This window comes from Bacillus sp. FSL R10-2780, from assembly GCF_038006125.1.
In the GTDB taxonomy this organism is placed as follows: Bacteria; Bacillota; Bacilli; order Bacillales; family Bacillaceae_G; genus Bacillus_A; species Bacillus_A cereus_U.
On the sequence record NZ_JBBOUQ010000001.1, the window covers coordinates 4,794,226 to 4,820,308 of the forward strand.

Below are 26,083 nucleotides of genomic sequence, written 5' to 3' on the forward strand. Positions count from 1 at the left end.
ATAAGATTAAACTAAGTTTAATACAGTTACTTTTTCACGTGTCATAGACTCAAGGCTCTTATGAATACCTTGTGCGCCCATACCTGAACCTTTTATACCGATGAATGGGAAGTGGTCAGGGCCGCGCTCTGTGCGTCCGTTAATTTGAACAGAACCAGTGTCGATTTTGTTAGCAATTGCAAACGCTTTGTTAATGTCTTTTGTGAAGACACTTGCTTGTAGGCCGAAGTCTGATTTGTTAGCAATTTCAATCGCTTGTTCATCAGAAGAAACACGGATGATTGGAAGGATTGGGCCGAATGGCTCTTCCCAAGCAACTTTCATTTCTTCTGTTACGTTGTCAATTAATGTTGGGTAAATTAAGTTGCGCTCACGTTTGTTACCGATAACGATTGTTGCACCTTTTTCTACAGCATCATCAACTAAGCCTTGAACGAAGTCAGCAGATTTGTCGTCGATTAATGGGACGATTGTGCTGTCTTGTTCTGGAGATCCAACTGATAATTTAGCTACTTGCTCTTTTAATAAGTCAACAAGCTCGTCTGCTACATTTTCGTGTACAAGTACACGTTTAATAGCTGTACAACGTTGACCAGAGTAAGAGAATGCACCGCTTACGATATGATTTGCAGCATCTTGTAAGTCAGCATCTTCACGAACGATACCAGGGTCTTTACCACCAAGTTCTAATACAAGTGGAATCATTGCAGCTTTTTTCGCTAAGTGCTTACCTGTGTTTGTACCACCTGTGAACGATACCATATTGATGCCAGGATGTTCTACTAAGTAGTCACCAATTACAGAACCGCGTCCTGTAGCTACGTTTACAAGACCTTTTGGAAGGCCAGCTTTATGAAGTGCTTCAACCATTTTAACACCGCTAATTGCACCTTGAGTTGCTGGTTTGAAGATAACAGCGTTACCCATAATAAGTGCTGGTGCAAGTTTTGCAGCAGATAAGTTTACTGGGTAGTTAAATGGTGCGATTGCTAATACAACACCAAGTGGTGCGCGTTGGATAATCGCAAGTTTAGATTTGGTTCCGCCAGGGAAGCTATCGCCCATCATGCTTTCTCCGTGCATATGAAGAGCTTCTTCAATAGTGTAACGAATGAAGTCAGCTGTACGAACAACTTCTTTTTTCGCATCTTTATATCCTTTACCGACTTCTTTCATAATGATATCGGCAATTTCATCTTGCATATTTACGAGTTCATCAGCCCATTTATATAAATATTTTGCGCGATCTTGTAGAGAAGCTTCAGCCCATGATTTTTGAGCTTCTTTTGCAGATGCAATTGCTTCATCCACTTCTCCTTGAGTAATTGCTTGTACTTGCCCAATTACTTCGTGTAAGTATGGAGATGGAATGTCGATTGTTTGACCAGAAGAGCTTTCTCTCCATTCTCCGTTTAAATAAAATTTGTACGTATTGCTAGTTGTCATGATTAGTCCTCCTAAAATAGCAACTTGTAAGAGTGAGTATAAGGTGATTGTAGGTGGTTTGATAATATTTTTCAAATGAAATGTTTGTGAAAACGATTTCTTATTATTTTTTTATTTTGTATGCCCTTTCTTACAGAAGATTCTCTTATTTCAAACTGAATTATAAGTAGAATGCATCACTTTCATTTTTTGTGATAAAAGATTATTTTATTCTAAACCGAAAAAAATAATTGACAGAATACTCAATAAAGTTGTAAGATTATAAATGGAAAATAAATGAAGGGGGTGTGCGTAATGATTGTAATCGTAAATGTAATGGGCTTAGCTCTGTTAAATGGCGGAAAACATTCATATCATTACGCAACCCGTGCGGATATATAGGACCTTTTTGTCTTATGAGAAGCGTACGTTGCGTATATCGTAACGTACGCTTTTATGCATTCTATTGCATATCGTCAAGCGGCGGTATGCTTTTTTTTGTTTATTTTCCTCGTTACTATAAAAAATCAGAATTTGGAAGGTGGAAAAATGTGATGAAATACTGTGGTTTTCAAAATGTAAATGTGATGGATTTGGATAGCGGATAAAGAAATGTGAATCAAATGAGAACGAGAAAGGAGAGGTTATATTGTTTTCAGTATTACTAAAGTTAAGCTGGTTTTTTAGGGAGCATTGGAAAAGGTATAGTATCGCAATTGGGGTACTTTTAATTGTAAACGTGATCGAGGTAATTCCTCCGAAAGTGTTAGGAATTACAATTGATAATATTAAAACAGGAGCCTTAACGAACGAGGCAATTATGCAATATATTTTTATTTTATTTGGGGTAACGATTGGTGGGTATGTGCTTACTTTCATTTGGCAGCACCAACTATTTGGCGGTGCGTTCGTACTGGAGAAAACAATGCGTTCAAAATTTATGGGGCATTTACTCAAGATGACACCGACGTTTTATCAAAAAAACCGTACTGGCGATTTAATGGCGAGAGCGACAAATGATTTAAAAGCAATCTCCATGACAGCTGGTTTTGGTATATTAACGCTCGTTGATTCTAGTCTATATATGCTTACAATCGTTTGTATGATGGGCTTTTCAATTAGTTGGCAGTTAACATTTGCTGCGCTTATACCGCTTCCGATTATGGCGTATGCGATGAATAGATACGGAAAGAAATTGCATGAAAGATTTACTGTCGCACAAGATGCGTTCGGAGATATGAACGATAAAGTGCTGGAATCAATTGCGGGTGTACGCGTGATTCGTGCGTACGTACAGGAGAATGCTGATCAAGAAAGGTTCCATCATTTAGGAGATGACGTATACGAGAAAAATATGAGAGTAGCAAGAATCGATGCATTATTCCAGCCGACTGTGAAAATGCTCGTCGGTCTTAGTTATTTAATTGGTTTAGTGTACGGTGCATATCTCGTATTCCAATCAAAGGTGACACTTGGTGAGCTCGTTTCTTTTAACGTCTATTTAGGGATGATGATTTGGCCGATGTTTGCAATTGGTGAATTGATTAATGTTATGCAAAGAGGAAATGCTTCGCTCGATCGTGTAAATGAAACGTTAGCTTATGAACCGGATGTAAAGAATCCGAAAGATCCAAAGGTTGTACAAGAGCCAGATTACATTCAATTTGATAACGTTACTTTTTCATATCCTTCATCAATTGAAACAAATTTAAAAAATGTTTCGTTCTCATTAAAACAAGGAGAGACACTTGGAGTTGTTGGGAAAACAGGAAGCGGGAAAACGACGCTTGTACGTCAGCTTCTTCGTCAATATCCACTTGGAGAAGGGGATATTGCAGTTTCTGATGTGAAGCTAGATAAAATTCCGAATGATAACGTACTTGGCTGGATTGGGTACGTACCTCAGGAACACATTTTATTTTCAAAAACAGCGAAGGAAAATATTTTATTCGGAAACAGAGAAGCGACTGAAGAAGAACTTGAAAAAGCGATTGAAATAGCTGCGTTTAAAAAGGATTTAGAGTTTTTACCAGAAGGTTTAGAAACGCTCGTTGGGGAAAAAGGTGTTTCTTTATCAGGTGGGCAAAAGCAAAGGATTTCGATTGCGAGGGCTGTTATTCAAAATCCGGAAATTTTAATTTTGGACGATTCTTTATCAGCTGTTGATGCTCGTACGGAAGCGGCAATTATTGAAAACATACGAACAGAAAGAAGCGGGAAGACGACGATTATAACGACGCATCGCTTGTCAGCTGTGCAGCACGCGGATTGGATTCTCGTTATGGATAACGGTGAAGTTATTGAAGAAGGTTCGCATGAAGCGCTCATTCGAAATGGGGGCTGGTATGCAGAGCAGTTCGACAGACAACAAGGTGAAAGTGAAAGTGCGGATAGCGGGGTGAAAATATGAGTGTTTCAAAACGATTGTTTCAATATGCGATGAAAGTGAAGGGGCCGATTTTTGCAGCGATGGCGATGCTATTTGTTTTCGTTATTGCAGAACTCGCGGGTCCTTTCGTCGCAAAAACGATGATTGATGAGCATATCGTTGGAATAGAGAGACCTTGGTATGAAACAGAAAAGAGTGAGGATGCTGTTTCATATAATGGTGCCTTGTATAAGCGAAGTGATCGCTTTGAACAAGGTGAGAAAAAAGGGAAAGAAGTCCGAGTGATTCAAGTTGGTTTTCAGTACTATTTTGTGCCGAATAAAATAACGCTTGAAGGAAGTCGTTCTGTTAAGGGTGATGTGCTTACAGTACAAAGTGGTAAGGCTGTGCAAGTGTATAAAACGAAAGCCTTAACGAAAGAAGAAGTATTTGCGTTTTATAAACCGGAAATAAATCGTTTACTATTACTTGGCGGTGGTTATTTCGCTTTATTAGTAGTCGTATCATTATTTGCATACGGAAAGCAGTTCTTCTTACAGAAGGCGGCAAACAAAATTATTCAAATTATGAGGGAAGACGTCTTTTCCCATATTCAAACGTTGCCAATTCGTTATTTCGATCATTTACCAGCAGGGAAAATTGTATCGCGTGTAACGAATGATACAGAAGCGATTCGTGATTTATATGTAACAGTGCTTGCGACATTCGTCTCTAGTATCATCTATATTATCGGGATTTTCGCTGCACTATTTTTACTTGATGTAAAACTGGCGGCACTATGCTTACTTATCATCCCAATTTTAATTGTTTGGGCGATTATGTATAGAAAGTATGCGTCTGTATACAATCATAAAATGCGTTCGCGTTTATCGGATATTAACGGAACAGTGAATGAATCGATTCAAGGGATGCCAATTATTCAAGCATTTCGTCAAGAGCGTGAAACGAAGAAGGAATTTGAAGAACTCAATGGCGATTATTTTAAATATCAAAATAAAATTTTAAATTTAAATGCAGCAACGTCGCATAATTTAGTGTCTGTATTAAGAAACATCGCTTTTACAGGTGTAATTTGGTATTTCGGTGGTGCTTCATTAAGTGCTTCTGGCCTCCTTTCTCTAGGGATACTATATGCTTTCGTCGATTATTTAACGAGATTATTCTCGCCAATTACGAATATGGTGAACCAACTTGCTAACTTAGAGCAATCGCGTGTTGCATCAGAGCGTGTCTTTGAATTGCTAGAGGAAAAGGGAGAGGTAGTAGAAGAAGAACGTATGCCTCGCTTAACCGGAAATGTGAAATTCGATAATGTTTCGTTTTCTTACAATGGAAAAGATGAAGTGTTAAAAAATATTTCTTTTGAAGCGAAACAAGGGGAGACAGTGGCACTTGTCGGCCATACTGGATCAGGAAAAAGTTCCATTATGAATGTGCTCTTTCAGTTTTATGAATTTCAAAAAGGGAAGCTTACGATTGATGGTCACGATGTAACAGAGATGCCGAAACAAGCAACGCGTGAACATATGGGAATTGTATTGCAAGATCCGTTTTTATTTAGCGGGACAGTGGCATCCAATGTAAGCTTAGAAAATGAAAAAATTTCAAAAGACCGTATCATAAAGGCGTTACGTGATGTTGGTGCTGAAAGGTTTGCAAACAATATAGATGAAAAAATTACGGAGAAAGGAAGTACACTTTCAACTGGAGAGCGTCAGCTTATATCGTTTGCTAGGGCACTTGCTTTTGATCCGGCGATTTTAATTTTAGATGAAGCGACTTCTAGTATTGATACAGAGACAGAAGCGATGATTCAACAAGCGCTAGAAGTTGTGAAGAAAGGACGAACGACGTTTATTATCGCTCATCGCCTTTCAACAATTAAGAGCGCTGATCAAATTATTGTGCTTGATAGAGGAACGATTTTGGAAAAAGGATCGCATGATGAATTAATGAAAAAGCGCGGGCGTTATTATGATATGTACAAAACGCAAATGGAAGGAAACCAGAGCGCTTAATTTTTAGAAGAACTTGCGATTTTCGCAAGTTCTTTTTTGATTGGATTGTCCGCTCAGAAGTTAATATATTTCACCGGCTGAAAAACTTATAAATAAGTAAGTATTGTTTTACCTTTTTCTTTATAAATGCTATATTAAAAAATGTTACTTATTTTTTGTATGTAGCGGTATTTTTCCATTTTGTTTGATTATGAAGAAAAAGGATAAACTAAATAAGAACATTTTCATTGAAAAATTGTTCGAAATTGCATACAATCAATATAGTTTTTAAATTCCTATCAGAATACTTGGAGGACTACTATCATGAAAAAAATATTTTCAGTGCTTGCAGTAACTACATTAGCGATTGGGATTGTAGCGGGTTGCGGCAAAGAAGAGAAAAAAGATACAGCTAGTCAAGATGCGTTACAGAAGATAAAACAAAGCGGTGAGCTTGTAATTGGTACAGAAGGTACATATCCACCATTTACGTTCCACGATTCAAAGGATAAATTAACTGGATTTGACGTTGAATTAGCAGAAGAAGTTGCAAAACGTTTAGGTGTAAAACCTGTATTTAAAGAAACACAATGGGATAGTTTACTTGCAGGAGTAGATGCAAAACGTTTCGATATGGTTGCGAACGAAGTTGGTATTCGTGAAGATCGCCAAAAGAAATATGACTTCTCTAGTCCATATATTTCTTCTTCAGCAGCATTAGTTATCGCAAAAGATAAAGATAAGCCTGCTACATTTGCTGATGTAAAAGGATTAAAAGGAGCACAATCTTTAACGAGTAACTACGCAGATATCGCTAAGAAAAACGGTGCGAACATCGAGGGTGTAGAAGGATTTAGCCAAGCAGCTGAATTATTAAGTTCTGGCCGCGTTGATTTCACAATCAATGATAAATTATCAGTGTTAAACTATTTAGAAATGAAAAAAGATGCAAAAATTAAAATTGTAGATACAGAAAAAGAAGCATCACAAAGTGGATTCTTATTCCGTAAAGGTAGCGACAAACTTGTACAAGAAGTAAATAAAGCGTTAGAAGATATGAAAAAAGATGGTACGTACGACAAAATAACGAAAAAATGGTTCGGTGAAAATGTTTCTAAGTAGTGCAGTGGTCTCAGATCGATTGTCTACATGGATAGATATTATGCAGACTTCCTTCTCGCCTATGCTGAAGGAAGCTGTCTTTACGACAATTCCGTTAACGCTTATTACATTTATTATCGGTATTATACTTGCGACGTTAACAGCGCTCGCGCGTATTTCAGGTAGTCGTATTTTACAATGGATTGCTCGTATCTATGTATCTATCATTCGCGGAACGCCACTTCTTGTACAGTTATTTATTATTTTCTATGGTCTTCCAACTCTTAATATTGAGGTTGAGCCATATACAGCAGCAATTGTTGGTTTTTCATTAAATGTCGGTGCATATGCATCTGAAATTATTCGTGCGTCTATTCTTTCTATTCCGAAAGGACAGTGGGAAGCAGCTTATACAATTGGGATGACATATCCGCAAGCATTAAAACGTGTTATTTTACCGCAAGCAACGCGTGTATCTATTCCGCCGCTTTCGAATACATTTATTAGTTTATTGAAGGATACGTCATTAGCGTCGTTAATTTTAGTAACAGAAATGTTCCGAAAAGCGCAGGAAATTGCGGCAATGAACTATGAGTTTTTAATTGTTTATTTTGAAGCAGGTCTAATTTATTGGGTAATTTGCTTCTTATTATCTATCGTGCAACAAATATTAGAAAAACGTTCAGAACGTTATACTCTAAAATAACCCTTTCATAAAAGGAGTTTTTGTTTTTATGATTTCAATTCAACATTTACAAAAAAGTTTCGGAGATAATACCGTACTAAAACATATAGACTTATCAGTTGAGAAGGGTGAAGTAGTTGTTATTATCGGGCCATCTGGATCTGGTAAAACGACATTCTTACGTTGCCTCAACGTGTTAGAAACGCCGAACGCTGGTAGCATTCGCATCGGTAATAAAGAGCTCGATTTCTCTCAAAAAGTATCGAAGAAAGATATTGTAAATCTTCGTACGCAAACAGGTATGGTATTCCAGCACCATAATCTATTCCCACATTTAACAGCAATTCACAATGTAATGGAAGGGCTCGTTACAGTGAAAAAGATGGGGAAAGAAGAAGCGAAGAAAAAAGCGAACTACTTCCTTGAAAAAGTTGGTCTTGCGGATAAAGTGGATTTATATCCGTTCCAATTATCAGGCGGACAACAACAGCGCGTCGGGATCGCTCGTGCGCTTGCGATGGAGCCGGAAGTATTACTATTTGATGAGCCAACGTCAGCTCTTGATCCTGAACTAGTTCAAGAAGTTTTAAAGGTTATGAAAGAACTTGCTAAAGAAGGAATGACGATGGTCATTGTAACGCATGAAATGCGCTTTGCTCATCAAATTGCGAACCGTGTTATTTTCATGGATGGCGGTGTCGTTGTCGAACAAGGTACACCGGAAGATGTATTTATAAATCCAAAAGAAGAACGAACGAAGAAGTTTTTACAAATGTTGCAGTAAATTAAGGAAGGTCTCAGGGCATATGCCCTGAGACCTTTTTGCCATATATATTTATTTTTGGAATCCGCCAAGGCTTTGCTCAGCCATTGCAACTAGACGTTTTGTAATTTCTCCACCAACAGAACCGTTAGCGCGAGCCGTAGAATCTGCTCCTAATTGTACACCAAATTCTTGAGCGATTTCGTACTTCATTTGATCGATTGCTGCTGTTGCACCTGGTACTACTAATTGATTGTAAGAACTTTGGTTTGCCATAGGAATATATCCTCCTTAGAGTTATAAAAGTTTTTTTGGTTGGACTAGCTGGAGTTGAACCAGATTATCGCCCCGTTGGCGCTAATCCATCGGTAATTAAGTTTGTACTCATAGTATGGATGTTACCTAGAAAGATATACAAAATAATAATTTGTAAATTTTGTAAAAAATATTTCATCATTTCGTAAATTATGAAATAAGAGTAATCGTTGTATTTTTAAGAAAGAAGGCTAAACTAAGAGCGAAATCATATGCGTTTTTTCATTGTATAACCAGCTTGGCTTACTTAACTTATGATTTGTTAAAGTAAGAAAAATTCCAGCTTAGTAAAATGAAAATTAAATCGGTATCAACTGTATAGTTCTGTTTTAGCCCGGGATGGGGCAGAAAAAGGAACTAACCGCTCCTATGCAAGGCTAGATGCTCTCTCCAATCCAAAAAAGAGAGGCTTTTTAATTGTTTTTAAACGATAACGTATGGAGGAATAACGATGGGAATTTGCCCGCTTTGCAACGCGCTAGAATCACAAACATATTCTTGTCAAAATTGCCAAGGAATACTCCAAGATTATGGGAAAGCTGTAGATTACATAGATGATTACAGTGCATATATGGATCAGGAATTATTAAGTGCGGTAGACGGTTTAACACATAATAATTCAAATGAGTACTGCAATCATATTTTTTATTGCGGAGTATGTAATGTGGAAACGGAAGTTGTAGTGAAGTTTGTATAAATAGAAAACTTCCACCTTATGAGTGAGGTGGAAGTTTTTGTTTTTGTATTTGCGAGTTAATCATAGGGGACGGGATATTTCCGGTGTTAGGTGCAGTATTCGATTGGATTTGAGATATTTTTTCTTTCGGACCGCACAAAGAATGTTCAGTTAAATAGATGGCATATTCATAAAATAATTGACGCGTAAGTTCACTTTGTTCTTTTAACTTTTCATCTTGGAATACAGTTCGCCCCGGTTTAGAATTTGCTTCAAATAGCCACGGATTTTCCGCGGTGTCTAAACCAATGTCAAAACCAATTTCTCCAATGTTTCCGGTTACTTGTTGGTCGAGTGCATAACTGATTTGTAAGGCTGTTTGTTTTAGTTTATTTTCAATTTGAACTTGCTTTGTTGAATCAGGAAACAGTTCCTGAAGTAATTTCGTATCACCACCGCTATTTACATGAGTTGTTAAGCTACCTTTGCCGGCGATTTTTGCGACGATTGCACTGACGACCCAATTACCAAAATGATTTTTATTTGTATGAATGCGAAAATCGACGTGTTGCCCTTCGAAGCGGAGCAGTGAGATACCTTGTTGTACGATAAACTTTTTTAAATCATGTCCTTTTAACACATGGTTAAGAAGTGCTTCTAATGATTGATACTTTCTTAGTTTATTTTGTTCATTTTCACGATAACGACAATAGTAGCAATTATCAGTTTGAGAATAGAGTATTTGATGAATATTTCTTCCGAAGCTACCGTGTATTGGTTTCATATAAATGTACTTATACGTACCGAGAAGTCGTTCTACTTGTTCAAAATGTTGAAATACTTCTGTATTTGGTAAGAATGGTTTAATTGAATCTTCTTTCATTAAAAGTTGATGCACTTCCCATTTATTGAAAAATCCCGGATTAAACCACGGAATCGCATAGTCGCTTTCTAATCGTTTCTTTGCTCTTACGATAGGTTTGTAATTTTCTGATTGGCGATTTGGTAAACGGTCGTAAATGACATTTGGTAAAGGGACTTTGTTTTTTACCCATTTCTCTTCTTGATAGAAGTACCCTTCAATTGTTTCCTCTTCCCAGTTTATATGTTGAATGCCAAAGACAAATACAAATGGCTGCAATGTGAATGGTGGTGTTAGTAGCTCACCGAGAGAGAGGGAACGATTTCCTAAAGGAGAATTAGAATCATCGTTAAAGCCAGTTGTGAAAATCCCGATTAATGGACCGAAAACAATGGTTTGATTTTGTATGAAGGCATGGATTGTTGCTGAATGCGGTAGTAAAAGTTTAGCTGCAATTTGTTCTCCAATAATGATTTCTCGAGTGAATGAATAATGAATTTTAATATTCTCACATGTAATATAACGTAAGCCAAAGGAAAGGGATGTAATTGGCGGTGTAATAGAAAAAACGTAAGGTAAAGTAATACTATTTGGATTCTCATCTGAAATACTTAATGTATATATGTGCTCTTTCAACGGGGATTTCCTCCTTTCGTTATGGTGTAAATCGGCTAAACTTTAATGGACCATGAAAAATTTGTTCAGCCAGTTCGTCGTTGTACCTAGTATAAACTTCATAAGACGGCATCGTATTGACGTACATAAGCCAAATGGCACCTTTTTGATCCATAATGGTAGAAAGCTCTAACTCAAATAATGACGAATAGGACTGATCGAGTGTTTTAAACACTTCATTTACAACATCATGTAAAGCATCTTTCAATAATTGAACACCAGTTGAAGAAAGCAAATATTTAATTTTGGAAAATGGATGTAACATGGACCGCTCTGTTACTGAAAGTAAAAATTGCGATGGGAATGAAGACTTTTGTATGAATTGACCAAGTACTTCCCAATTCTGTTCTTTGTTTTTTTGCATAATGGTTCGAATATGAATTGGATATGATAGTTGATTTGGAGGTTGTAACATTGGATGGATCATATAATGGGATGAGTGTACGTTCGATTTGCACCATGATATAAAGTCATCTGTCCGTTTGAACTTAGTAGAAGTACAATGCTGTTCATTTATTGTATCGATATGAAATGTTTTATGTTTGTAAGTGACTCGATATAAATTTTCATTAGAGTGTATATTGATAGGACGTATAACAATATCTCTTGTTTCTAGTAGTAATTTGAAAATTCCTTGGACCGTTCCTTTTTTTATTTTTGGAATGTAAGGAGAAAGACGTTTATTAGTAAGAAAAAGATTGTGTAAATCACTTGGATTAATAAGAGTGTTATTTAAAAAAGTAGTCGAGGAACGTTTGCGTAATGAATGAATAATCGATTTTGCTTGTTGGAATGCTTTATCCTCCTTGAAATGACAGCGATCATATATATATGAAGGAATGGGAAAGGTTTGATCTATCCAATTTCCTGTATCTGTATCGTAAATAAGACCAGAAACAAGATCTGTCTTTGAATCAATGCTAAACGGTGTGAATTGGGCAACGACGTTATGATAAAGACGAGCTCGCTTAGCGATTTCGGTGTAATACATTTGCTCGTGATGAAATTTAGAAGTTAAAAGACCAAGAACCAACGAAACCACTCCTTTATTAACAGGATGTTTGCATAATAGGCGAAGCTATATATTGCAAATACATTTTTATACCATTATACTTTTGTCCGTATGATGATATGCTATAGTTTTGGAGAAGTGAAAGGTTGATTATGATGAATATATGGTTGAATATGCTAACAACGACAGGACTCGGGGCGATTATTGGAGGGTACACGAATCATTTAGCAATAAAAATGTTATTCCGTCCTCATCGTCCGATTTATATTGGGAAGTTTCAAGTTCCATTTACGCCAGGGTTAATTCCGAAGCGTCGTGATGAGCTTGCTGTTCAATTAGGGAAAATGGTTGTAGAACATTTGTTAACACCAGAAGGAATCGGAAAGAAATTAACAAATGAAGAGTTTCAAGCCAGTTTAATTCGCTGGGCACAAGTGGAAGTTGATAAAGTAATAACGAATGAACAGTCGTTACGGGATATGTTAGAAAAATGGAATTTAGAACATGTAGAAGAAGAGGCGACTCAAAAAATCGAACATGTTATTACAGAAAAAATTCATGCATTTTTAGCAGAGTACTATACATATACATGGGAACAGGCTTTACCTCATTCTGTTCATGAAAAAATAGAGAATACGATTCCGAATGTAGCATCTTTTATTTTGAAAAGAGGAATTCGCTTTTTTGAAAGTGAAGAAGGAAAGGCACGCCTTTCAAAAATGATTGACGACTTTTTCGCTTCTCGCGGGACACTACTTAATTTAGTCGGTATGTTTTTAGGGAATGTAAGTTTAGTGGATCGTGTGCAGCCGGAAGTAATTAAGTTTTTAGGACAAGATGGAACAGAGCGGCTTTTAACTGATGTACTGCAAAAAGAGTGGGAAAAGTTAAAAGGAAGAGACGTACAAGAATTAGAAACGTTTGTAGAGAAAGAAATGATTGTGGGCTCCATATTGTCAGCTGTTAAAGTAGAGGAAACGGTGAGTAAATTTTTAAACCAATCTGTGCAGAAAGTATGTGAACCAGTTCGAGAAACAATCGTTGAAAAAGTGGTTCCTAGCGCAGTAGAGAAAGGCTTGAAGTGGGGAACAGAAAATGTAGCGAGCATACTAAACAATCTACAGCTTGCGGAAATTGTCCAGCAAGAAGTAGCTACATTTTCAACAGAGAGACTAGAAGATCTCGTATTGTCCATTACAAAAAATGAGTTGAAAATGATTACGTATTTAGGTGCATTATTAGGCGGAATGATTGGACTTATGCAAGGGTTGTTACTTCTGTTCCTTAGGTAATAAAGATGAGTACATAGAAATAAAAGTGAAAATTCTTCACATCTCTTGCATAGTTTGATATGGTAAGAAGAGGTGCCTATGTAAAGGCACGTAAAAGGCAGTGCGAGCGAAAAGCGCTAGCCTTCTAAAGGAGGAAAAATAAAATGACAAAAAACATTCATGATGTTGCATATGAATTACAAAAAGCAATCGCTGAAAACGAAGATTTCCAAACATTAAAAGCAAGCTACGCAGCAGTACAAGGAGATGCAGAGTCAAAGAACTTATTCGAAGAGTTCCGCACGATGCAACTTGGCCTACAACAAAAAATGATGCAAGGTCAAGAAATCACTGAAGAAGACAACCAAAAAGCACAAGAAGTTGTAGCTCGCATTCAACAAGATGCTAAAATCACAAAGTTAATGGAAACTGAGCAACGTTTAAACATCGTTATCACTGACGTTAACAAAATTATCATGAAGCCACTTGAAGATTTATATAACGCGCAACAACAAGCTTAATAGTGGAAGACGCTCCTAGTATGGGGGCGTTTTTTTTTATGTATACCATTAAGTTTATTAAAGCGCTTTGTGAAAGAAAAACCTGTCTTGAACAAGTTATCAACTTGTGTGAGTTTGTGTAATTTGTAAAATGAAACCCCAATTTTGAAGCAAAAGAAATATAAATTTCTCTCCAAACATATACATCAAAAGGGTAGGGGGGATATGATGGGAAACTCAATTACTATTAGTTTATGCATGATTGTAAAAGATGAAGAACAGACTATATCAAAATGCTTAGAATCGGTCAAAAGTGTTGTGGATGAAATTATTATTGTAGATACAGGTTCAACAGATGCTACAAAAGAGATTGTGAAGAAGTACGATGCGAAAGTTTATGATTTTCAGTGGATTGAAGATTTTTCAGCGGCACGAAATTTTGCATTTTCTAAAGCTACAAAAGAATATATTCTTTGGCTAGACGCAGATGACATAATAGGTACGGATGATGGAAAGAAATTGCTACAGTTAAAACGTACGTTAGATCGTAGTACGGATGCAGTATCTATGAAATATTATTTAACTTTTGATATAGAAGGAAATCCAACACATTCTTTAAGGAGATATCGATTAGTCAACAGAAGTAAAAATTTTCAATGGTATGGATTTGTTCATGAATATTTAGAGGTGTATGGAAATCTTATAAATAGTGATGTAGGGGTAAGTCATAAAAAAGAAAAAGCATATACTAATCGTAATTTGAAAATATATGAAAAACATCTTGAGAGTGGAAAAGAGTTTAGCCCCCGCGATGTGTACTATTATGCAAATGAATGTAAGGATCACGGATTATATGATAAGGCTGTTAATTGGTATTCAAGGTTTTTAGATGAAGAAAAGGGTTGGGTTGAAGATAATATTCAAGCTTGTTTAAAAAGAGCCGAATGTTATTTTGAATTGGGGGACTTAAAAAAATCTATCCATTCTTGTTTACAATCATTTATGTATGACACACCTAGAGGAGAACTTTGTTGCCACTTAGGACGTGTATTTTTGCAACAAAGTGAATATGCCAAAGCAATATATTGGTACCATGCAGCAATTGACGGACCGCGATCAAAAGATTCTCCATTTGTCCGGGAAGAGTGTCATACATGGTTGCCGCATATTCAACTATGTATTTGTTATGATCGAATAAAAGAATATGAAAAGGCAATTTATCACAACGAACAAGCTGCACAGTTCATACCTAATAATCCGAGTATTGAATATAATAGAAAATATTTTGATGGTTTATTTAAAAAATAGTATTTAATAATACTAGATAATTATTTCGGTTGCTGAGAGGAGTCTGATTCATGCTCACAAGTATAATTATATTAACTCATAATCAATTACAATACACAAAAGAATGCATCCAAAGTATTAGAACTTATACAGTGGAACAAGAGTATGAGTTAATAGTTGTGGACAATGCATCAACAGATGGTACTGTAGAATGGTTACAAAAACAATCGGATATTATACTAGTGGAAAATGCAGAAAATATGGGTTTTCCAAAGGGATGCAACCAGGGAATTAAAAAGGCAAAAGGTGATAATATTCTATTATTAAATAATGATGTGGTCGTAACTAAAAATTGGTTAAGAAACTTAATTCGGTGTTTGTATGAAAACGAAGATACTGGAGCTGTAGGACCCGTCACTAATAATGCTGCTTACTATACTGCTATACAAACCTTTTATAAGGATATTCAAGGGATGCAGAATTTTGCAACTTTATATAATCAAAGTGATAAAAATAAATGGGAAGAACGTATGAAATTAATAGGATTTTGTATGCTTATAAAAAAATCAGTGTTAGATGAAGTTGGAATATTAGATGAACGATTTACACCAGGGAATTATGAAGATGATGATTTGTCGTTAAGAATTTTTGAAAAGGGATATAAATTGTATTTATGTAAAGATACATTTATTCATCACTATGGAAGCGTATCGTGGAGAGAAGACAGTGTTAACTTTTCCATAGTTTTACATGCAAATAATATAAAATTGTATGAAAAATGGGGATTTTATGGTGAAAGTTTATACATTCATTATGATTTACTAGCAATTGTAGATCGATTTGCGCCTGATCAAGTAAATATTCTTCATATAGGAGCTGGATGTGGTGCAACTTTATTAGAAATGAAAAGGCGTTACCCGGCAGTTTCCACATTCGGTGCAGAAGTTAATGAAAAAGCGGCAGCTCTTGCAAATAGGGTAGGTCCTACAACTTCTAGCGAGTATGACAAGTTACACGAGGTATTTAAAGATGAAAAATTCCAGTACATTCTATTATCACATCCTATTGAGCCAGCGCAATTACCTCATGTCATACAATCTATTTCTCAGCTTTTAACGCCAACAGGAACTTTCATTATGACGAAATTCAATTTAGATAATTATAATGCATTAAAAAATTCATAAGAAAATTAATGTTTTTTTAGGTTCCTCTTCGGAGGTGAACTGTATTTGGGAATTTTGGAGAGGAAATGGTTCCTTCTATATATACAAAACCGAAATCCGAGCCCGGATTTCGGCTTTTCGATGTGTGATGAAATAAGAAATCACCTTCGTATTTTTGTTGGTTTGGTCACTTGCAAATATACAGGATGGGGCAGTTCAAAGTCAGTGAAACATTATAGGATAGCTCCTTTACTTTGAAACACACGGATGCTTTTCATAATAAAACCGCCATGGATAGTGAACGGCTTCGTCTGCATAATCAATATTAATACGAGGACCAGCTAGTATGTTATGTGTGGATGATAAATGGCCTTCTTCAGGAACTAATTCAATATGTAACGTATCACTTTGAAGTGATACGCCGCGCTCTTCTAAAGTGATTCCGAGTGAGCGGCATAGTTTTCCGGGTCCATTTGTTAAGTTTTTATACTGAGCCTTCGTAATGTCAGTTTTGTTGTAGCGCGCTAGTTTCATGTCTTCGATGCCATCTACAGGTTCAAGAGCACGAATAAGAACTCCTTGCGGGGTGCCGATTGGTGCTGTAATTACGTTAAAGCAATGATACATACCGTAAATTAAATATACGTAAGCATGTCCTGGTGCGCCGAACATTACTTCTGTTCGATCAGTCCGTCTGCCGCCGTAACTATGTGCGGCCTTATCATCTGGACCTTTGTATGCTTCTACCTCTACAATAATTCCGCTTCGCTTTATGCCGTCTACAATATGAACGAGTTTATGTCCAAGTAACTTCTTTGCGACCTCTAACGTATCGCCTTCATAAAAAGAAGGTGGTGCCTGCATTGTACTATCTCCTTTGCCAGTTGTATATGTATATAGTAAACCAAATTTTCAGTAGTAATTCTAACTCGTTCTATTTACTACATTTATTTCATAAATTATGGATAGAGTACAACAGCGAAGAGGGGGAGTGCGACATGATTTATCGCTTACTAGCTCTTAATATAGATGGGACACTACTATACAACAACGGAAAAATTGCTAAAGGGTTACGGGAGACAATTGACTTTGTGAAAAGAAAAGATGTATACGTTACATTATTTACGAATCGTAATTTTCAATCTGCTCATAAAATAGCGAAGGCGTTAAAATTAGATTCAATATTAGTTACACACGGTGGAGCTTTCATTTCAGCAACGTTAGATAAGCCGTTCGCTCAAAGGAGATTATCTGAAGAGAAAACCTTTAATATTGTGCAAGTGTTAGAGCATTTTGATTGTAATGTTCGCATTTCTCATGAAAGATATTCAATTGGGAATCGTGAGAGAAATACACCAAACTTAATTGCGCGTACTGTATTATCAAGCGCAGATCCGTTATTTTATCCGGTTCAATTTGTAGATTCGCTAGGGGATGCCCTGCGTGATAACCCAGTAGCTGCACCAAAAATTGATATTGTCTTCCATACGAAAGGTGAAAAAGAAAGAGGGATGAATACGTTAAGAAAGGCATTTCAAGATGTAGAGTACGTCGAGTGTGATGCGAGGCGTATAGAAATTCTCCCTCAAAATGTATCAAAACTACGTGGTTTACAATTACTTGGGGAGCATTTAAATATTAACCTTAGTGAAATGGTTGCGATTGGAGACAGCACAGAAGACTTAGAGGTAATTGAAAATGTTGGCCTTGGGGTAGCAATGGGGAACGCTCCTGTAGAATTAAAGCAAGCCGCAGACTGGATTACACGTTCTAATACTGAGAACGGCGTAGAGTATATGATTAAAGAGCATTTTCGTAAGCAATTCCCGCTTCCTTTTTTAAAGAATCATAAACATACACCGAAACGATGAAAGAAAAAGGCTTTAAAATGGGAACTGTATCTGAGATCTATACAATTCCTTTGAATACTTTAGGCAACTATTGATGTTGTCAAAACTTTATGACGTGAATGCATCAAGTTGTATAATCTTAGCGGCTGCAACTGGAGAACTAAGCGAAGGTTTAGAAAAACCACCAACAACAGAAAGCTTCCAGTTACAAGGTGTAGTACACATTTTCTGCCACTTATAGGTGTGATTTTTCTGTTACTTGGAATACGTTTAAGATTTATGACTAAAAATAGTTAATAGATGTATAAAAGGCAAAAAAGATAATATTATCTCTTTTGCCTTTTAAGTTAATACAGAAGGATTAAAGTAAAAACATTTAGTTATAAATGTTTTTAAGCTTCAATCACGTTAAGCATTCTGTTTATAAATGCAGCTGCGTGAGCACGTTGTGATGGTCCTTTTGGTACGAATTGATTAAATTCGTTACCTTTTACAATTCCATATCCATACACTCTTTGTACTTCTTCTTTAGCGTAAATTAAGTTTTGGTCTACGAATGGTAGTTCAACTGGTTTTGCGAAAATACCAGCGTGTTTTAGAGAACGATCAATCATAATAACAGCTTCTTCGCGTGTAATTGTAGTATTTGGATCAAAGGTATTATCACCACGTCCGCGGATTATGCCTGCGCTAGCTGCACGATTAATACCGTCTCTTAAAGATGGATGTACTTGTTCTAAGTCTGTGAAATTAGCATTTCCACTTGGTAATTGTAAAGCACGAGTAATTAATGTAGCAAATTCAGCACGCGTTACAAGACGTTCTGGGAAGTACTTGCCGTTCCCTTCTCCTTGCATAATGCCTCTAGCTGCTAATTGACGAATGTCTTGTTCATACCATCCACCTGTAATGTCATCAGTTACTGGATCTTTTCGGTTTTCCTTATAGTATGTTTCAGTTCCTTTTAAGAAAGCATCCCATTGTCCGCGTTGAATCATATACGCAGGGCAATTTTTTCCTGACCAAAATTGGTGTTTTTGGACCTTATCTAGAGAAATATTTAATTCGTTCATTAAATAAGCTGCCAATTTACGGGCATTTTCTACCGCTTTTTCATAGTTCCCATCTTCATTAACGGCAATTTCAATTCCGATAGACTCATAGTTTCCAGTTTTATTTCCAGCATGCCATCCAACTTCATTTACTGGAAGATGTTGATAAATTTCTTTATCATCTACTGTGAAATGCCAAGATGCGGCGCGATCAGCTGTTCCGCGTGCTTGACTATCTAAGAATTTTGCGTGATTTAGAGCATTGGCACCTTTCGCTGGATTAGCCGTTTCGTGAATCGTAATATATTTAGGGACCATCGGGTAGCCAGGGCGAATATCGTCATTTCCTTTTGGGACAATCATTTCTTTAAATGTAACGCCATAAATATTGTTTGTTTGTAGAGTAGCTGGAGCTCTCAATAAACTACTTTTAGCAGAACGACCGTTTTTTAATAATGAAGCTTTTGTACCTTCAAATGTAGCAGAAGGTGCATAAATCCATTTTGATGTTTCATTTATTTGGACTTTAAACCAATTTCCTGCTTGTTCAGTAGGAATAATTACTTGAGGCTGTAGTTTACCCTCTTCTTTAAACGTTTGGAATGGTAATGAATGTATGGAAGCTTCTTCTTTCACAATTAATTTTTGATTAGATAGTTTATGAATCTCTTGAACTTCTAAGTTATTATCATTGTTATTTATCCACCCAGCGCCAGCTGGAGTTGTTATGTAGTATGCATTCCCTTTTTTCTTTGTCGCCATTACTACTTGTTCTGTAACCTCTACATTCGATTTGTTTTTTAAATCACTTGAGTCATATAATGAATGTTTTTTTGATGTGTATAGTAGGAATTCGCCAGTGACCTCGATATCCTCTTCATGTGTGCTATGCTCTTTAACATGTTCTTCAATACTTTTGAAAACTTGCTCATCCGTATATACTTCCGCGGATTTTTCAGCACTCTCTGCAAATGAATAAGTAGGTGCCATAACAGTTTGTAATGCAAGAGAGAGGGTTAAAACGCTATAAAGTTTCTTTTTCATATTTGTTTTTAACACATTAGATTGTTGAATCTTGTGTTAATATTCCTCCTTTATATATTTTATTTTTTGCTAAGCCTTAATTTAGCACTACTAAATTTTAGCAAGAGTCAATCAGTGTGTCTATATATCTAAATAACATTCGAGAAAAAATATATGTAAGAGAAACAGGTAAAACCTTCTGTATTGACCTGTAAACGCCCTTCAAGTAAACTAAAGGGAGTTTGTAAATGAAAAGGTGATAATGTTGTTAATTTCAATTAAAACGTTACAAGATGATCGTTTTTTACGTCCGCTGCAAAATATTGGCGGCTTATTTTTTGAAGATAGTACGATTGGATTTGAACAAGAGGAAGCAAATCTTATCGTTGATATACACATTGAAGAGAATGTGAAAGCATCGGCTCGTTTAACAGATGTTGCAACCGGAAATGTGTATGAAGAAACATTCGCAAAAGATTTATCTGCTTTCACAGAAGAAAAAGAACGTATGAAGCAAGTGAAACATGTTGTTTCTTACGTATATCTTTCTGTACTTCAACAGCTAACTGGACTTGAACAGAGCTGGGGAATATTAACTGGGGTACGCCCAACGAAACTTCTTCACAAACTGCTTCAAAATGGTATGTCAAAAGAAGAAGCGCATAAAGAACTTCGTGAAAGTTATTTAATTCATGAAGAAAAAATTGAGCTTCTTCAGCGTATCGTTGATTGCCAATTAGCGGTTGTTCCGGATTTATACCGTTTGAAAGAAGAAGTAAGTATTTACATCGGTATTCCGTTTTGTCCTACAAAATGTGCGTACTGTACGTTCCCGGCTTATGCAATTAACGGACGCCAAGGATCAGTTGATTCGTTCTTAGGCGGGTTACATTATGAAGTTCGTGAAATTGGTAAGTTTTTAAAAGAAAAAGGTGTTACAGTTACGACGATTTATTACGGCGGTGGTACACCGACGAGTATTACAGCAGAAGAGATGGATATGCTTTATGAAGAAATGTACCAAGCGTTCCCAGATGTGAAAGATGTACGTGAAGTAACAGTTGAGGCAGGTCGCCCAGATACGATCACACCAGCAAAGCTAGAAGTGTTAAATAAATGGAACATTGACCGTATTAGTATTAATCCGCAGTCATACCATCAAGAAACACTAAAGGCAATTGGACGTCATCACACTGTAGAAGAAACAATTGAGAAGTATCATTTAGCACGTGAAATGGGAATGAACAATATTAATATGGATTTAATTATTGGTCTTCCTGGTGAAGGATTAGACATCTTTAAGCATACGTTAGATGAAACAGAAAAGTTAATGCCAGAATCGTTAACAGTTCATACGTTATCATTTAAACGTGCTTCTGAAATGACGCAAAACAAACGTAAATATAAAGTAGCAGGTCGCGAAGAAATTACTGCGATGATGTATGAGGCGGAAGAGTGGACGAAGAACCATAACTACGTACCATACTATTTATATCGTCAAAAAAATATTTTAGGTAACTTAGAAAACGTTGGGTATGCAATACCGACGCAAGAAAGTATCTACAATATTGTTATTATGGAAGAAGTACAATCGATTATCGGACTTGGTTGCGGGGCATCAAGTAAATTTGTTCACCCACAAACAGGAGCAATTACACACTTTGCAAATCCGAAAGATCCAAAATCATATAACGATGGCTTCGTGAAATATACAGAAGATAAACTGAAAATTTTAGAAGAGCTATTCGTTTAAGGAGAAGGGGGTTGTTCCAATTTGGAACAATCTCTTTTTATATTGTCAGTTTTTGTCGGTAAGTCGATATATTCGAAAAATCGCTGATATAAATTGAGTTGCGTTCGATATATTTTAAAAATCGCCGATATATTTCAAGTTGCGTGCGATATATTCAAAAAATCGCCGATATAATTTCATTTACCATCAAACGGTCCATTTGTAAAACTATGTCGATAATAATCAGAAAAATTAGTCAAATTATTAGAGGACAATGTCTACTTATAGACGAAATGATAGATTTATGAAAGAGAAAAGGGGGAAATTGTTGGCATGTACATGACGATAGGGAGAATCTTTGATTTGGCAGTTGGCAAATATCCGAATAAAGAGGCGTTAGTAGAACCGGAAAAAAATATTCGCTGGACATATAAACAGTGGGATGAGCAAATAAATAAAACGGCGCAAGCTCTATTGAAAGAAGGAGTAAGAAAAGGAGATTGTGTATCTGTTTACTTATATAACTGTCGTGAATTTGTAAACGTTTACTTAGCCTGTGCCAAAATTGGGGCGATATTTAACCCGATTAATTTCCGCTTAAAAGCAAAAGAACTATCTTATATCCTCCAAGATGCAGCCTCGAAAGTAGTTGTCTTTGAAAAAGCAGTCGAATCAACAGTTACTATGATTGAAAGAGATTTTCCAAATTCGTCTTTTTGGTATGTAGAAGACGATGCACCTTCTTATGCTAGTTCCTACCATGAAAAAGTAAATGAAGCATCAGCTGAAAAAGTAGATATTGTAGTCGATGAAATGGATTATTGCTCTATGCTTTATACGAGTGGTACGACGGGTCATCCGAAAGGCGTACTACATCGCCATCGTGATATGGCTGAGCATAGTATGATTTGTACGTATTTCATAAAATATAACAGGGATAGTGCCGGACTTGTGGTAGCGCCTTTATATCACTGCGGCGAGTTAAATGCTGGAATCATACCGCGCATTCAAGTTGGCGGAAAGAATGTTATTTTACATCATTTTGATACGGATAGAGTATTACATACCATTCAAGAAGAGAAGATTACGACGTTTTTTGCAGCACCGACGATGTGGAATATGTTATTGCAAAAAGATCTAGACGAGTATGATTTAACTTCGATGAAAATCGGTGTATATGGCGGGGCTGCGATGGCTCCAGCGCTAGTGAAGGAATGTAAAGAGCGTCTTTATATTGATCTTGTCCAAATTTACGGAATGACAGAAATGGGACCGGTTGTTGCTTTTCTCGTAGAAGAGGATCAAATTACGAAAGCTGGTTCAGCAGGAACACCGTGCTTTAGCCATGAAATTCGAATCGTCAAACCGAACGAAGATGCACCAGCAGAGCCAGATGATATGTTGCCTCCTTATGAAGTAGGGGAAATTATTTTGCGCGGCCCGACTATGATGGCTGGATATCATAATCGAGAAGAAGCAAATGCAAAATCAATGTATAAAGGATGGTATCATTCTGGTGATTTAGGCTACTTCGATAAAGACGGTTATTTATTCGTTGCAGATCGCGTTGATGATATGGTAATTAGCGGTGGTGTAAATATTTACCCTCGTGAAGTGGAAGATTTCCTTCATAGTCACCCAGGTGTATTAGATGTTGCAGTACTTGGTGAGCCAGATGAACTATGGGGAGAGCGTGTCGTTGCGGTTGTTGTAAAGAAAGATGAAAATATTTCAGAAGCTGATTTAGAAATGTATTGCAAAGAAAGTGATGAATTAGCAGATTATAAACGTCCGCGTCATTACTTATTTGTAGATGAACTTCCGCGTAATGCGAGCGGAAAATTACAAAAATTTGTGCTAAGAGAGTCGTTAAAAGGTGCGAAGAAATAAGGAGTAGAGCAGTTGTCTATACGAATAAGGCTATCTTTCTTAATAAGGAAAGGTAGCCTTATTATTGTGAAATTATTAAAAATGAGGAGATAGCAGGTTGAAAAATTTGTATGTACCTTCTATTTATAATTACTTCCTATTATTATAGTGGAATATATTTTATTACTTACTGTTCTAATTTTAAAACTATAGGATCCTTGTTAAATAGGTTGGGTTTTGAAATGGTGAGAAATATTAAAATAGTAAATATGGGTGTGTAATTTCGGAATATGTTCGTGCTTCGGTACTAGTGGAATAAAGTTATTAGGGGAGAATGGTAATGGATAATATTCGAAAGAGAAAAATGGTCAGTCATCAGATGACCATATGAATAAAGTGGTCATTCGGTACATTTTGGTTACTACTAACATAGTAACAAAATAGTATGTAAATGAACAGTCTTGTAATGCATTTTCATAAGTACTAATATTTATTGTTGGCTGCCAAAACAAGCGAACAATATGGTTAATGAATCGTGTTGTTTACTGCTTTGTTTTGCATGATTAAAGATAGTTTGATGCTGCAAATATTCTTTAGTTGTAACCTTTTTTCAAGGTGGTTTAGGGTGAGAAGGATTTCATAATAGAAAAATGTGATAATTAAAATCGGAGGCGTTATGAGTACATATTTAAAAAGAATATCTGTAATTTGTTTTATTTTTACTGTTATAATTGGGCAAGTTTTTACACCTATCGTAGGGCATGCTCAAGAATTAAACACAGCAGGATTTGTTGATAGTTTTGCAATCGAAAAAACAACATTAAATTATGGGGAACAGACTAGCATACGTGTAAACTTTAGTGAAAAACCTGGAAAAGAGATGAAATCTGGTGATACATTAACGTTAGCACTCCCTCCAGAATTAAAGGGCTATAGTGGCACAATTGCATTAAAGGATGATTCAGGACGTGTTTTTGGTACGTGCCAGATCAATGCAAATAATGTAGTTTGTACATTTAATGATGCAGTAGAGAAGCTTGAAAATATTAGAGGGAACTTTAATTTCACTGTTCAAGGTACGAATGTAGAATCAGGAAAAACGAAAGATGTCCAAACGAATTTAGGGACAGATTTAGAAAAACAAACGGTTAGAATTACTCATTCAAAAGGGGACGGGAAAGAACCGGGAATCTTTTTCTATAAATCTGGTGATATTCAGCCAGATAAAAGTAATGAAGTACGTTGGTTTTTAAATATAAATTTAAAGAAACAATATTTACATGACAATATTATTTTGAAAGATACACTACAAGAAGGACAATTACTGAATAAAGAGAGCTTTACTATTAATGTAAATAATAAAGAACAATTGTCTCTTGCGGAATTTCAAAAGCGAGGCTATGGATACATTAAGTTTACTAGTGATAACTCATTTGAAGTTGTAGTTTATAGACATATGGGGAACGCCACTTCATTTACTGTTGCCTATACATCAACTATAACTGAGAGTGGGAAAAAATTAGAATTTCTACAAAATGACTATAAACTTGATTATCAAATTTTATATGAGAAACCTACTTCTGAATCTAATAGTGTAAAGGTTAAAAATATATCATTTGGTGGCGAAGCTGAAGGGGATTTACCTGCGAAAGGAACACTGCAAATTGTTAAGCATATTGAAGGAAACGAAGGGAAAGTTATCCCAGGTGTTTCTTTTAAATTGTACACAGAGTCAGGACAGCAAATTGGTGATTCTTATACAACGAATAAAGATGGAGTAGTTGAAGCACCAAACCTTGCTCCAGGTAATTACTATGTACAAGAAATTTCAGCACCGAACTATGTAGAGTTCGATCCGCAAACGAAAATTCCTTTTACAATTAAGAAGGATGATGTAAATGGAATAAAACTTATGATTCCAAATAAGTTGAAAACTACATCTGTTGCAGGAACGAAAACGTGGAAAGACGACAAAGTAAAAGATCGCCCAGAAAACATTAAAGTAGATTTACTGCAAAATGGTAAAGTCATTGCAACGAAAGAAGTTACTGCAGCAAATGATTGGAAATATGAGTTTGAAAAGTTACCGGCAGTTAATAATGAAGGAAAAGCTCATAAGTATGAAGTAAAAGAACAACCAGTAACGGGATATCAATCGAAAGTTAATGGTTATGATATTACAAATATAAAGATCCATGAAGTAACAGAAGTAGAAGAGCAAGGTAAAGAAGAAACACTAGAAGAACTGGAAGACCCAACTAAACCGCAAGGGCCAACGGTGACAGAAGAACCAAATGAGTTAGAGAAGCCAGAGGTAACAGACAGACCGGAAATCTGGGTGAAACCAGAAGAAGAAGAAAATAAAGAAGAAACAACAGAAGAAATCGAAGAGTCATTAAAACCGGAAGAACCAAAGGTAACAGAAGAACCGAATGT

The 26,083-nt window shown here is 36.2% G+C and carries 21 protein-coding genes; 15 read left to right on the forward strand and 6 right to left on the reverse strand.

What is annotated here, in order from left to right; genetic code table 11:
• Positions 1 to 6 precede the first annotated feature (6 nt).
• Positions 7 to 1,446, reverse strand: a complete 1,440-nt coding sequence (gapN, locus tag NSQ47_RS24950) for an NADP-dependent glyceraldehyde-3-phosphate dehydrogenase (RefSeq protein WP_283750773.1) — start codon at positions 1,444 to 1,446, stop codon at positions 7 to 9.
• Positions 1,447 to 2,074: 628 nt separating this feature from the next.
• Here gapN and NSQ47_RS24955 point away from each other — a divergent pair.
• From NSQ47_RS24955 to NSQ47_RS24975, 5 genes are all read left to right on the forward strand, one after another.
• Positions 2,075 to 3,835, forward strand: a complete 1,761-nt coding sequence (locus NSQ47_RS24955; RefSeq protein WP_002159136.1) for an ABC transporter ATP-binding protein — start codon at positions 2,075 to 2,077, stop codon at positions 3,833 to 3,835.
• On the forward strand, positions 3,832 to 5,832 hold the full coding sequence (locus NSQ47_RS24960; protein ID WP_341038185.1) for an ABC transporter ATP-binding protein: 2,001 nt from the start codon (positions 3,832 to 3,834) through the stop codon (positions 5,830 to 5,832). Before NSQ47_RS24955 ends, NSQ47_RS24960 begins: the two co-directional genes overlap by 4 nt.
• A 303-nt stretch (positions 5,833 to 6,135) precedes the next feature.
• Positions 6,136 to 6,933: an amino acid ABC transporter substrate-binding protein gene (locus NSQ47_RS24965; RefSeq protein ID WP_070127976.1), complete on the forward strand. Its 798-nt coding sequence runs from the start codon at positions 6,136 to 6,138 to the stop codon at positions 6,931 to 6,933.
• On the forward strand, positions 6,920 to 7,618 hold the full coding sequence (locus NSQ47_RS24970) for an amino acid ABC transporter permease (RefSeq protein WP_002114865.1): 699 nt from the start codon (positions 6,920 to 6,922) through the stop codon (positions 7,616 to 7,618). Before NSQ47_RS24965 ends, NSQ47_RS24970 begins: the two co-directional genes overlap by 14 nt.
• A 28-nt stretch (positions 7,619 to 7,646) precedes the next feature.
• Positions 7,647 to 8,381, forward strand: coding sequence for an amino acid ABC transporter ATP-binding protein (locus NSQ47_RS24975; RefSeq protein ID WP_341038186.1), 735 nt, complete (start codon positions 7,647 to 7,649; stop codon positions 8,379 to 8,381).
• A gap of 51 nt (positions 8,382 to 8,432) precedes the next feature.
• On the opposite strand, the gene sasP is transcribed toward NSQ47_RS24975, so the two are convergent.
• A complete protein-coding gene (sasP, locus tag NSQ47_RS24980) occupies positions 8,433 to 8,636 on the reverse strand; it encodes a small acid-soluble spore protein, SasP family (RefSeq protein ID WP_000013349.1) in 204 nt (67 codons plus the stop codon).
• Between the two features lie 490 nt (positions 8,637 to 9,126).
• On the opposite strand from sasP, the gene NSQ47_RS24985 reads away from it, so the two are divergent.
• Positions 9,127 to 9,372, forward strand: a complete 246-nt coding sequence (locus NSQ47_RS24985; RefSeq protein ID WP_002159132.1) for a hypothetical protein — start codon at positions 9,127 to 9,129, stop codon at positions 9,370 to 9,372.
• Between the two features lie 16 nt (positions 9,373 to 9,388).
• Here NSQ47_RS24985 and NSQ47_RS24990 read toward each other — a convergent pair whose 3' ends face one another.
• Positions 9,389 to 10,849, reverse strand: a complete 1,461-nt coding sequence (locus NSQ47_RS24990; RefSeq protein ID WP_002159131.1) for a YheC/YheD family endospore coat-associated protein — start codon at positions 10,847 to 10,849, stop codon at positions 9,389 to 9,391.
• A 19-nt stretch (positions 10,850 to 10,868) separates the two neighbouring features.
• The gene (locus tag NSQ47_RS24995; RefSeq protein WP_002159130.1) at positions 10,869 to 11,921 is read right to left on the reverse strand and encodes a YheC/YheD family protein; all 1,053 of its coding nucleotides are present in this window, start codon (positions 11,919 to 11,921) and stop codon (positions 10,869 to 10,871) included.
• A gap of 125 nt (positions 11,922 to 12,046) precedes the next feature.
• On the opposite strand from NSQ47_RS24995, the gene NSQ47_RS25000 reads away from it, so the two are divergent.
• The 4 genes from NSQ47_RS25000 (at position 12,047) to NSQ47_RS25015 (ending at position 16,142) form a co-directional block, all read left to right on the forward strand.
• A complete protein-coding gene (locus tag NSQ47_RS25000) occupies positions 12,047 to 13,192 on the forward strand; it encodes a DUF445 domain-containing protein (RefSeq protein WP_341038188.1) in 1,146 nt (381 codons plus the stop codon).
• Positions 13,193 to 13,335: 143 nt separating this feature from the next.
• Positions 13,336 to 13,692: a YlbF/YmcA family competence regulator gene (locus tag NSQ47_RS25005; RefSeq protein ID WP_002114853.1), complete on the forward strand. Its 357-nt coding sequence runs from the start codon at positions 13,336 to 13,338 to the stop codon at positions 13,690 to 13,692.
• Positions 13,693 to 13,899: 207 nt separating this feature from the next.
• Entirely contained in the window at positions 13,900 to 14,979 is a 1,080-nt protein-coding gene (locus NSQ47_RS25010; RefSeq protein WP_002159127.1) for a tetratricopeptide repeat-containing glycosyltransferase family 2 protein, read from the forward strand.
• 50 nt (positions 14,980 to 15,029) lie between these two features.
• Positions 15,030 to 16,142 carry a glycosyltransferase gene (locus NSQ47_RS25015; RefSeq protein WP_341038189.1) on the forward strand — a complete coding sequence of 371 codons (1,113 nt, stop codon included), beginning with the start codon at positions 15,030 to 15,032 and terminating at the stop codon, positions 16,140 to 16,142.
• 228 nt (positions 16,143 to 16,370) lie between these two features.
• On the opposite strand, the gene NSQ47_RS25020 is transcribed toward NSQ47_RS25015, so the two are convergent.
• Entirely contained in the window at positions 16,371 to 16,985 is a 615-nt protein-coding gene (locus NSQ47_RS25020; protein ID WP_002159125.1) for a DNA-3-methyladenine glycosylase, read from the reverse strand.
• A gap of 134 nt (positions 16,986 to 17,119) precedes the next feature.
• Here NSQ47_RS25020 and NSQ47_RS25025 point away from each other — a divergent pair, with 134 nt between their 5' ends.
• Together NSQ47_RS25025 and NSQ47_RS25030 are read left to right on the forward strand one after the other, a co-directional pair.
• A complete protein-coding gene (locus NSQ47_RS25025; protein ID WP_002159124.1) occupies positions 17,120 to 17,992 on the forward strand; it encodes a Cof-type HAD-IIB family hydrolase in 873 nt (290 codons plus the stop codon).
• Between the two features lie 73 nt (positions 17,993 to 18,065).
• Positions 18,066 to 18,212 (forward strand): hypothetical protein, encoded by a 147-nt coding sequence (locus NSQ47_RS25030; protein WP_165497506.1) that lies wholly within the window; start codon positions 18,066 to 18,068, stop codon positions 18,210 to 18,212.
• A 151-nt stretch (positions 18,213 to 18,363) separates the two neighbouring features.
• Here NSQ47_RS25030 and NSQ47_RS25035 read toward each other — a convergent pair whose 3' ends face one another.
• The gene (locus tag NSQ47_RS25035) at positions 18,364 to 20,067 is read right to left on the reverse strand and encodes an S-layer homology domain-containing protein (RefSeq protein ID WP_341038190.1); all 1,704 of its coding nucleotides are present in this window, start codon (positions 20,065 to 20,067) and stop codon (positions 18,364 to 18,366) included.
• A gap of 241 nt (positions 20,068 to 20,308) precedes the next feature.
• Here NSQ47_RS25035 and NSQ47_RS25040 point away from each other — a divergent pair, with 241 nt between their 5' ends.
• The 3 genes from NSQ47_RS25040 to NSQ47_RS25050 all read left to right on the forward strand — a co-directional run.
• Positions 20,309 to 21,799 carry a coproporphyrinogen III oxidase gene (locus NSQ47_RS25040; protein WP_341038191.1) on the forward strand — a complete coding sequence of 497 codons (1,491 nt, stop codon included), beginning with the start codon at positions 20,309 to 20,311 and terminating at the stop codon, positions 21,797 to 21,799.
• Between the two features lie 312 nt (positions 21,800 to 22,111).
• The gene (locus tag NSQ47_RS25045) at positions 22,112 to 23,668 is read left to right on the forward strand and encodes a fatty acid--CoA ligase (protein ID WP_088077736.1); all 1,557 of its coding nucleotides are present in this window, start codon (positions 22,112 to 22,114) and stop codon (positions 23,666 to 23,668) included.
• 655 nt (positions 23,669 to 24,323) lie between these two features.
• The coding region (locus tag NSQ47_RS25050) for a Cna B-type domain-containing protein (RefSeq protein WP_341038193.1) at positions 24,324 to 26,083 on the forward strand (1,760 nt) is incomplete at its 3' end.

What these genes read in the sequence shown, in the direction of transcription:
- NSQ47_RS25025 (WP_002159124.1), top strand. Translation starts at nt 17,120, where the DNA reads ATGATTTATCGCTTACTAGCTCTTAATATAGATGGGACACTACTATAC.
- NSQ47_RS25040 (WP_341038191.1), top strand. Translation starts at nt 20,309, where the DNA reads ATGTTGTTAATTTCAATTAAAACGTTACAAGATGATCGTTTTTTACGT.
- NSQ47_RS25015 (WP_341038189.1), top strand. Translation starts at nt 15,030, where the DNA reads ATGCTCACAAGTATAATTATATTAACTCATAATCAATTACAATACACA.
- NSQ47_RS25020 (WP_002159125.1), bottom strand. Translation starts at nt 16,985, where the DNA reads ATGCAGGCACCACCTTCTTTTTATGAAGGCGATACGTTAGAGGTCGCA.
- NSQ47_RS24970 (WP_002114865.1), top strand. Translation starts at nt 6,920, where the DNA reads ATGTTTCTAAGTAGTGCAGTGGTCTCAGATCGATTGTCTACATGGATA.
- NSQ47_RS25035 (WP_341038190.1), bottom strand. Translation starts at nt 20,067, where the DNA reads ATGAAAAAGAAACTTTATAGCGTTTTAACCCTCTCTCTTGCATTACAA.
- NSQ47_RS25030 (WP_165497506.1), top strand. Translation starts at nt 18,066, where the DNA reads ATGTTGTCAAAACTTTATGACGTGAATGCATCAAGTTGTATAATCTTA.
- NSQ47_RS25010 (WP_002159127.1), top strand. Translation starts at nt 13,900, where the DNA reads ATGGGAAACTCAATTACTATTAGTTTATGCATGATTGTAAAAGATGAA.
- NSQ47_RS24960 (WP_341038185.1), top strand. Translation starts at nt 3,832, where the DNA reads ATGAGTGTTTCAAAACGATTGTTTCAATATGCGATGAAAGTGAAGGGG.
- NSQ47_RS24975 (WP_341038186.1), top strand. Translation starts at nt 7,647, where the DNA reads ATGATTTCAATTCAACATTTACAAAAAAGTTTCGGAGATAATACCGTA.
- NSQ47_RS25005 (WP_002114853.1), top strand. Translation starts at nt 13,336, where the DNA reads ATGACAAAAAACATTCATGATGTTGCATATGAATTACAAAAAGCAATC.
- NSQ47_RS25045 (WP_088077736.1), top strand. Translation starts at nt 22,112, where the DNA reads ATGTACATGACGATAGGGAGAATCTTTGATTTGGCAGTTGGCAAATAT.
- gapN (WP_283750773.1), bottom strand. Translation starts at nt 1,446, where the DNA reads ATGACAACTAGCAATACGTACAAATTTTATTTAAACGGAGAATGGAGA.
- NSQ47_RS24985 (WP_002159132.1), top strand. Translation starts at nt 9,127, where the DNA reads ATGGGAATTTGCCCGCTTTGCAACGCGCTAGAATCACAAACATATTCT.
- NSQ47_RS24965 (WP_070127976.1), top strand. Translation starts at nt 6,136, where the DNA reads ATGAAAAAAATATTTTCAGTGCTTGCAGTAACTACATTAGCGATTGGG.
- sasP (WP_000013349.1), bottom strand. Translation starts at nt 8,636, where the DNA reads ATGGCAAACCAAAGTTCTTACAATCAATTAGTAGTACCAGGTGCAACA.